Annotated in this window: 8 protein-coding genes and 1 pseudogene; 1 reads left to right on the top strand and 8 read right to left on the bottom strand. The window is 27.0% G+C overall.

The features are described from left to right. Positions 1 to 72: 72 nt before the first annotated feature. From I4U58_RS11060 to I4U58_RS11025, 8 genes and pseudogenes are all read right to left on the bottom strand, one after another. A pseudogene (locus I4U58_RS11060) lies at positions 73 to 222 on the bottom strand (ferredoxin); the annotation flags it as partial. Positions 223 to 306: 84 nt separating this feature from the next. Next, positions 307 to 876, bottom strand: coding sequence for a serine O-acetyltransferase EpsC (gene epsC, locus I4U58_RS11055; RefSeq protein ID WP_195931405.1), 570 nt, complete (start codon positions 874 to 876; stop codon positions 307 to 309). A gap of 27 nt (positions 877 to 903) precedes the next feature. Next, on the bottom strand, positions 904 to 1,800 hold the full coding sequence (gene cysK / locus I4U58_RS11050; RefSeq protein ID WP_195931404.1) for a cysteine synthase A: 897 nt from the start codon (positions 1,798 to 1,800) through the stop codon (positions 904 to 906). A 187-nt stretch (positions 1,801 to 1,987) separates the two neighbouring features. Next, the gene (locus I4U58_RS11045) at positions 1,988 to 2,497 is read right to left on the bottom strand and encodes a flavodoxin domain-containing protein (protein ID WP_195931403.1); all 510 of its coding nucleotides are present in this window, start codon (positions 2,495 to 2,497) and stop codon (positions 1,988 to 1,990) included. Between the two features lie 89 nt (positions 2,498 to 2,586). Beyond that, a complete protein-coding gene (locus I4U58_RS11040) occupies positions 2,587 to 3,195 on the bottom strand; it encodes an NUDIX hydrolase (protein WP_207743874.1) in 609 nt (202 codons plus the stop codon). Positions 3,196 to 3,222: 27 nt separating this feature from the next. Then, positions 3,223 to 4,224, bottom strand: coding sequence for a GIY-YIG nuclease family protein (locus I4U58_RS11035; RefSeq protein WP_195931401.1), 1,002 nt, complete (start codon positions 4,222 to 4,224; stop codon positions 3,223 to 3,225). After that, positions 4,225 to 5,157 (bottom strand): DMT family transporter, encoded by a 933-nt coding sequence (locus I4U58_RS11030; protein ID WP_195931400.1) that lies wholly within the window; start codon positions 5,155 to 5,157, stop codon positions 4,225 to 4,227. It lies immediately after the preceding gene. Positions 5,158 to 5,186: 29 nt separating this feature from the next. Beyond that, complete coding sequence (locus I4U58_RS11025) at positions 5,187 to 7,184, bottom strand: TetM/TetW/TetO/TetS family tetracycline resistance ribosomal protection protein (RefSeq protein ID WP_195931399.1); 1,998 nt, start codon at positions 7,182 to 7,184, stop codon at positions 5,187 to 5,189. Between the two features lie 90 nt (positions 7,185 to 7,274). On the opposite strand from I4U58_RS11025, the gene I4U58_RS11020 reads away from it, so the two are divergent. Further along, positions 7,275 to 8,486, top strand: a complete 1,212-nt coding sequence (locus I4U58_RS11020; protein WP_195931398.1) for a sodium/glutamate symporter — start codon at positions 7,275 to 7,277, stop codon at positions 8,484 to 8,486. Positions 8,487 to 8,579: the final 93 nt, after the last annotated feature.

Below are 8,579 nucleotides of genomic sequence, written 5' to 3'. Positions count from 1 at the left end.
AGTCTTCCATAATTTTTTTATGTCAGCTATCATACCATCTAAGTATTCCATTTCTGTCATACCAGCTTCTCTAGCTTCAACTGTAGCATCTTTGCAATCTTCTGGAACGTCTGAAGTAATAGCTTCTGCATATCCATCATCTGCAAGTGTAAAAACTTCAGAACAAATTGATTCACATAGTCCACATCCTATACATGTATCTTTATCAACACTAGCTTTCATATTAAAACCTCCATGAATATTTTATAAACTTCTATCTTATTATTTACAGAATATAAATATTAATTCATAAAGTTTTTAATTTTTTTAAATTACATAATCAGCTACATATTCTCCATTATTTTCCACTACATCAAATTTGCGACGTGTTTTTATTTGAGCTGGAATTCCAACTGCTGTACAGTTATCTGGTACATCTTCTAAAACTACGCTATTAGCACCAACTTTGACATTATTTCCAATTGTAACTGGACCTAATATTTTTGCACCCGAGCCTATTACTACATCTGAGCCTATAGTCGGATGTCTTTTAAAGGTATTTTCATTTCCAGTTGCCCCAATTGTAGCGCCTTGATAAATCGTAACTCTGTCTCCTATTATAGCTGTTTCTCCTATAACTACTCCACTTCCGTGATCTATTAATATTCCTTCGCCGATTTGTGCACCTGGATGTATTTCAATTTGTGTAAAAAATCTTGATATTTGAGAGATTAATCTAGCTATAAAAAATCTCTTTTTAGTATAAAAAAAATGCGATATTCTATACATAATCATCGCGTGAATCGATGGATAAAGTAAAAATAATTCTATTTTATTTCTAGCTGCTGGATCTGAGTCCACTATAAATTGTAAATCTTTTCTAACATGATAAAACATACTGTATACGACCTTCCTTTATAAATTTTAAAATATTCCCATAGACATATATTTGTCTACACCGTCGGGAGCTACTGTAACTACAACCTCATCTGGATTTTCATCACATAATTTCATAGCGCCAAATATATTAGCACCAGATGATATTCCTACTAATATTCCAAGTTTATTTGCCATAAGCTTAACTATTTTATAAGCATCTTCATCAGATACTGTTATAACTTTATCTACTATATTTTCGTCGTATATTTTTGGTATAAAATTTGCTCCTATTCCTTGGATTTTATGTGGACCTGCTTGATGTTGTGTTATAAGTGGTGATGATTTTGGCTCTATACCAATAACTTTTATGTCTTTATTTTTTTCTTTTAAATATTTTCCTACTCCTACTATAGTTCCTGCAGAACCAATTCCTGCAACAACTGTAGATACATTTTTTACTTCTTTTAGTATTTCTGGACCTGTGGTTTCATAATGTGCTTTTGGATTATCTTCATTATCAAATTGCCCTAGACATACATAATTTGAGTTTTTATCTAATAATTCATTTGCTTTATCTATTGAACCTGCCATACCCTTTGAGCCATCTGTAAGTATTAATTCTGCTCCAAATGCTTTTACTAATTGTCTTCTTTCAATACTCATAGTCTCAGGCATTATAATTATTACCTTGTATCCTTTTAGTTTGCCTGCCATTGCAAGAGCAATACCCGTATTGCCACTTGTAGCTTCAACTAAAACACTATCTTTATTTAATATTCCTTTTTCTTCTGCTCCATTAATCATATATAACGCTGCTCTATCTTTTATACTGCCACCTGGATTTGTTTTTTCTAGCTTAACAAATAAGTTCGGATATCCTATTTGTTTTAAATTTAAAATAGGTGTATTCCCTATCAAATCTAAAGCGTTGTAATATATCATTCACTAACCCTCCCATTATTTACCATTTATCATTTTGATAATTATATTATATTATTATCATTTTGATATGTCAACCAAATTCCAGGATTTAGGTGTAAAAAATTATCATTTTGATAATAATTATTTTTACTAGATATCGATAATTATTATCAAGTATTTTATAAATAGTTGATATAAAATACTTATTTTATATCAAACTGTTATCTTTATTTCCTTCTAAAAATTTCAAGATTGGATTTATATTTTCTTTTTTGGCGTTTTTTATATCCTTTTTTAAATCGACTAAATCAGAAGTAATTTTTCCTGAGCCGTATTTCACTCTAATTTTATCCATAAAATTCAATCTTTTATAATTAAAATCTCCCATAAGTTCAAAAAATTTTATATTTTTATATTTATATGTAGGCAAGAAATTAAAAAGCATGATTTCATCTAATGTATATAAGCCTAGGCCCACATAAAATATAATAATTTGTTTATCTTTTATTTTTTGAATATTATCTTTTATAAACTCAACACCTCTTATATATCCATTTTCTATAGGTGCGCCAAATATTATAGTGTCGTAGTTTTTTAAATCAGATCCCCTTATATCAGAAAGTTCATATAAATCAGCATCTATCTTTATCGCAAGCCATCCTGCATATTTTTTTGTTGTATTGTATTTTGTTGTATAAATGATTACTGTTTTAGACATAATAAAACCTCCAATTATTTATAATAATTAATAATTAGAGGTATCTTTTGACTTTCCTTTATTATTTTGTTTTTTTAACTTTTTCTAATTTATAAAAACAGTTTTTCTCCTAATAATGCAAAGTTTTGTAACATTAAAAACGCCTTTACATCCATTTTTTCTTTTGATTTTAATATATCATTTGCTCTATCTTGTGATATTAGCATAGCTTCTATATCTTCATCATCTTCTAAGTTGTCTTTATTTAGCTCTCCATCACATGTACAAAAAACTAATGCAATAGATTCATCTGTCATTCCCGGTGAAAGATATGCTTTTTCCATTGTATAATTTTCGTTTATATCAAGTAAATTTAAACCTGTCTCTTCTTTTAATTCTCTTTTTACGGCTTGAATTATATCTTTATCTTCTTTATCTACAAGACCTGCTGGAAGTTCGTATAAGTAGTCATTTACAGGGACTCTAAATTGTTTTATTATAACTAATTTTTTATATTTTACATGATATGCAACTATACAAACAGCATCAACTTTGTCTTCTTTATTTTTTAAATAAAACTCTTCTAAAGCTTCTTTATCTTTTCTAGTAGCCACACTCCAGTGCTTATCTTGATTTAACTTATTTTTATATTCTAAGTCGTATAAACTTATAAAATCCCCTTTGTGAAGTTCCTTTATATTTTTAATTTTGTTGTTCAAATTACTCACCCTTTCATAGATATACAATTATTTAACTATTATATATCCCCTATCTTTTGTATTTTTTATATATTGATTTATTATATTTATATAATCTATTTTCTCTTTTTCAAGAGCGCTTTTTTCGCCTTTTTTTTGTGAAATAATGTCTTTTATTTCATCTGCTACATTTTTTATCTGACTTGGATATCTTGCATCGATTATCTTTTCATAATTTATCTCAAAAGATGTTATATAGTAAATCTTATATTTATAGTCTTTTATCTTTATCCAAAATACTATATCCCTGTTTAAATTTAAAAGATATTTTTGTTTTTTTACAATAGCTGAAAATAAATCGATTTCTTCTTTTATTTTTGCTGCTTCTTCAAATTTCAGATTTTGAATTTTTATATTCATCTCTTCATTTAATTTCTCTATTACAAAATTACTTTTTCCATTTAAATTGTCTTTTATATTTTTTACTATATCTAATCTTTTATCATTTTCTATATTTCCCCTACATACTCCTATACACTTATTTAAATCATAGCGTATACATTTATTTTGTTTTTTACATATTGGAAGTTTGTATATTTTTATAATTATTTCTTTTATAGTTTCAAGCTTTTTTTTAAATGAATACGGTCCAAAATAAATTCCGTCATCTTCTATTTCACTTTTTATTTTAATTATATTGTGATCTTTTTCATCTAAACATATATATTTGTATTTATCGTAATTTTTGAGAAGTGTGTTGTACATAGGTTTTAATTTGTGTATATTTTTACATTCTAAAAAAAGTGCATCAAACTCTGTATCTGTTTTTATAATCTCTATATGAGAAATATTTTTTATCATTATCTCAATTTTATTAGAGCGATCTCTTGAATTTAGAAAATAGCTTTTTATTCGCTTGTTTAGATTTTTTGATTTTCCAATATACAACAGCCTATTGTCTTTATCTTTCATAAAATATACTCCTGATGACTGAGGTATATTTTTTAGTTCGTCTAATTTATAAGTAAATTTTTCATAATCAATTTCCATTTATAAATTTTTCTCTTCACTTTCTATAATTTTAGGTTTTGGCTTTTTCTCAGATATTATTGCAGATAATAAAATTATAACTCCACCTATAAGTTGATATATCGAAAAAGGTTCTCTAAGCAAAAATATGCTAAATACTACAGATGATACGGGGTCTATATAACCTAAAATAGCTATAGACTGCGCTTTTAAGTCTTTCATAGCTGAAAAATATAGACAATACGCTATTCCTGTATGTGCTATTCCTAATACAAGTATTAAGATTATAGATTTTATAGAATCAAATACAATTTTATCTCTGTATATAACCCAAGGCAAAAGCACCATAGATGCCATAAAAATCTGTATAAATGTCTTTTTGTAGTCGTCTACGTTTTTTATAAACTTATTTAATATAATTACACTCGCATATAAACATGCCGCCATAAATGCATTTATTATGCCTGAAGTTAAGTCTATATTCACATTAGATGTGTTGGTTTTAACGATTAATATAAGCCCACACATAGCACATATTACAGCTACAACCTTTTTTGATGTTAATTTTTCTTTTAAAAATATAGGTGATACAAATATGACGATAACTGGGGCCAAATAATATACAATAGTTGCATTTGCAACTGTTATATAGTTATATGAATTAAATAAAAATACCCAGTTAAATCCTATCGCCATGCCTGATATTATAAGCACTATTATGCTTTTTTTATCTTTCTTTTTATATTCATTTTTTGAAGTTTCTAAATAAATATCTTCATCTGATTTTTTCTTACTTCTCATTTTAATTAGTAAAACAATACCAAGAAATATACTTCCTATTATTCCCCTAAAAAAAGATATCTCTACAGATTCTAAAGAAATATTTTTTACAAATACTCCGAGGCTCCCCCAAAGTAACATAGCAATTAATACTTTTATTGTCGCCTTATTCATAATATTCCCCCTTAATATAGACTTATTTATTATAACCATTTATTAATTATCTCTTCTAAATCACAGTGCATATACTCTTTTACTTCACTTCCCTTTACAGAGTAAGAAGTTCCTTTTGAACAAAATATTGAATTTGATGTAAAATCTTCATCAGCATCTTTATTGTAATTTTTTAATTCTATTATTTCGTCTTGATTGTGGCAATTGTCATATCCATCGTAGTTTAGCGAAATTCTTCCGCTTCCCTTTGTAAAAGAAATAAGTTCTAATTGGTAGTCCATAAAAGTAGAAACTGGTCCCCTTCCGCTTATTATCGATTTATTGTTTATATTTTTTATTTCGAAAGTTCCATTTAATCTTTGAATATCAGATATAACCCTTCCAAAATAATTATCATCTACTTCTATTTCAAAATTATAAAAAGGCTCTAGTATTATACTTTCACATTGCTCAATCCCCTGTCTTATAGCTCTATAAGTTGCCTGCCTAAAATCGCCACCGCTTGTATGTTTTTTATGGTCTCTTCCATCTATTAAAGTTATTTTTAAGTCGTCTAAATCAAACCCACATAATACTCCATGGTGTTTTCTTTCAAATACATGTGTTTTTACTAGATTTTGTGAGCCTATATCTAAGTCGTCTACATGGGCCTTGCTTTCAAATATTATTCCACTTCCTCTATCATTTGGCTCTATTTTTAGATGAACTTCTGCATAGTGTTTTAGTGGCTCATAATGTCCACTTCCTATACAAGGCGTTTTTATACTTTCTTTATATAAAATTTCACATTTTCCAAAATCAACTTCGATATCAAATCTATTTAATATAAATTCTTTTAGTATTTCTAATTGAACTTTTCCCATTATACTTATGCTTATTTCTTTTAATTTTTCACTATAAACTACATTTAAACTCGGCTCTTCAGCTTCTAAAATCTTAAATATATCTAATACATCTTTTATATTTAAATTATCATCAAATACTACCTTTGTTCTAAGAGTTGGAATTATAGTGTCTTTTCTAGTTTGTTTTAAAAAATCTATATTGTCATTTGATTTTAAAGTTATATATTGACCTATTTCAAGGTTTGTAGGTCCTATTATGGCTCCTATTTGGCCCGCTGATATATTATTATTTATCTGCTTTTTTTCTCCATTTTTTATAAATATAGAGTTTACTTTTTCTTCTAGTATTTTATCCTTATAAAAATATTTTATCTCGTCTTTTACATTTAAGCTTCCACTTAAAACCTTTATGTACACTTCTTTATTTTTATCTTCGTATTTTATATTGCATACCTTTGCTAAAAATTTTTCATCTTCGTTGTAAGAAGTCGTAGTAAGGTAGTCAAATGCTTTTATAAAGCTTTCAATTCCTATATCATTTAATGCTGAACCTCTAAATATTGGATATATATTACAAGATTTTATTTGTTTTATTAGATTTTTATTCCAAAGCTCTCTATTGTATCCAGAGTCAAAATATATATCCATTAGATTTTCATCTCTTTCTGCTATAAAATCTATAACATCTTCACTAAAATCTTCATTTTTAAATTCATCTGTTAAATCAATTATATTTTCATCTAATTTTTGCTTTATATCTTCTAAAACTTCTTCTAAAAAATAGTTTTCGCTGTCTATTTTATTTATAAAAATAAAAGTAGGTATGTTTTTCTTTTTAAGTAATTTAAAAACTGTAGATGTATGTGACTGTACTTTTTGCACACCACTAACTACAAGTATAGCATAATCTAAAAAGTCTAGACTTCTCTCCATCTGACCACTAAAATCTATATGACCTGGAGTATCTACAAGAAAATATTCATTTTCATTATAAAAAAATCTAGCAATTTTAGAAAATACCGTTATGCCCCTTTTTCTTTCGATTTCATAATTATCTAAAAAAGTATTTTTATGATCTACCCTACCTCTGTTTCTTATCGCCTTTGTATGATATAAAATTTGCTCTGATAAAGATGTCTTTCCTGCATCGACGTGCGCTAGTATTCCGATTGTTTTAATCATTTTATACCTCTTTCTTTAATAAACTTATAATAATACTTTTTTTAGTAAATAATACTTAAAACTATATTATCACACAAAGGAGGTCTTTTGATGATTAATTTAAATTTAAATATAGTCTCTACCTTGATTTTGTCCATTATATTATATTTATTTGCAAATTTTATCAAAGATAAATTAAAGATTTTTAATACACTTTGTATCCCGACACCTGTTATAGGAGGTCTATTTTTTTCTATACTGATTTTCTTTTTAAAAAAATTTAATCTACTGGAGATAACTATGGATACGTCGCTTATGCCTTATTTTCTTTCTGCATTTTTCATAAGTATTGGTTTTTGTATAAATATATTTAGTGCAAATGGCGGCGGAAAATTATTATTTCTATATTGGCTTTTATGTGCATTTTTAGGACTTTGTCAAAATCTAATAGCAGTTTTTTTATCTAAGTTTTTACATATTACACCTCTGCTTGGCTTTATGTGTGGCGCTGTATCTATGGAAGGTGGACATGGATATTCGCTGGCATTTGGAACTACTATAGAGAGTATCGGCATAGAAAACGCCGTAGCAATAGGAATTGCCGCTGCTACATTAGGTCTTATAAGCGGAGGATTACTAGGTGGCCCTGTTGGAAAAGCTCTAATACAAAAATACAATCTAAAGCCACTTACAAGAAGTAGTAATTTATCTAATATTTCTAAGACTAAAAATAATATACCTAAAAATAAAGCAAATTTGACTCCTATGATCTTTTTAGAAAATGTCTTAATGTTGCTTTTGATTATGAATATATCGTTTTTTATATCGAACATAATAAATTTAAAAACAAATATCTTAATTCCAAATATAGTAATAGGTATGCTTTTATCTGTAATAATTTCAAATATAAATATCAAAGTTAAGTTTTTTGATTTTTATCAGGATTTATTTGAATTTGTGCAAAATGTAGCATTAGATGTGTTTTTAACTATGGCGCTTATGAGTATAGATTTATATGCATTATCTAGCTTATTAGGTCCAATAGTATGCATAGTTCTTTTCCAAGTTTTATTTGTACTTATTTATGGAGTATTTGTATGCTTTAGAGTCTTAGGTAAAAATTATGACGCTGCTATTATGGTAAGCGGTCTTATTGGACACACATTAGGCGCTACACCTAATGCACTTGCAAATATGTCGACACTTACAAACAAATACGGCAAAAGTGAAACTGCATTTTTAGTAGTGCCTATGGTAGGTGCATTTTTACTTGATGCATTTTCAATGCCTTGCATATTGTTTTTTATAAATTTTCTAAAATAAATACATAAAGCTGTATTAAAAAACATAAATTTTATCATAATAAAAAATAAAGAAATCTTTATTTTAATTTTTTATATAGATTTCTTTAATAAT

This window comes from Clostridium sp. 1001270J_160509_D11 (assembly GCF_015667935.1).
Lineage (GTDB): Bacteria > Bacillota > Clostridia > Peptostreptococcales > Peptostreptococcaceae > Intestinibacter.
The sequence above is the reverse complement of the archived record's forward strand: the minus strand, read 5'-3'. Positions and strand labels throughout refer to the sequence as shown.

Excerpts from the sequence above, each read along its gene's own strand:
- cysK (WP_195931404.1), bottom strand. The coding sequence starts at position 1,800 with ATGATATATTACAACGCTTTAGATTTGATAGGGAATACACCTATTTTA.
- I4U58_RS11035 (WP_195931401.1), bottom strand. The coding sequence starts at position 4,224 with ATGGAAATTGATTATGAAAAATTTACTTATAAATTAGACGAACTAAAA.
- I4U58_RS11030 (WP_195931400.1), bottom strand. The coding sequence starts at position 5,157 with ATGAATAAGGCGACAATAAAAGTATTAATTGCTATGTTACTTTGGGGG.
- I4U58_RS11025 (WP_195931399.1), bottom strand. The coding sequence starts at position 7,184 with ATGATTAAAACAATCGGAATACTAGCGCACGTCGATGCAGGAAAGACA.
- I4U58_RS11020 (WP_195931398.1), top strand. The coding sequence starts at position 7,275 with ATGATTAATTTAAATTTAAATATAGTCTCTACCTTGATTTTGTCCATT.
- I4U58_RS11045 (WP_195931403.1), bottom strand. The coding sequence starts at position 2,497 with ATGTCTAAAACAGTAATCATTTATACAACAAAATACAATACAACAAAA.
- epsC (WP_195931405.1), bottom strand. The coding sequence starts at position 876 with ATGTTTTATCATGTTAGAAAAGATTTACAATTTATAGTGGACTCAGAT.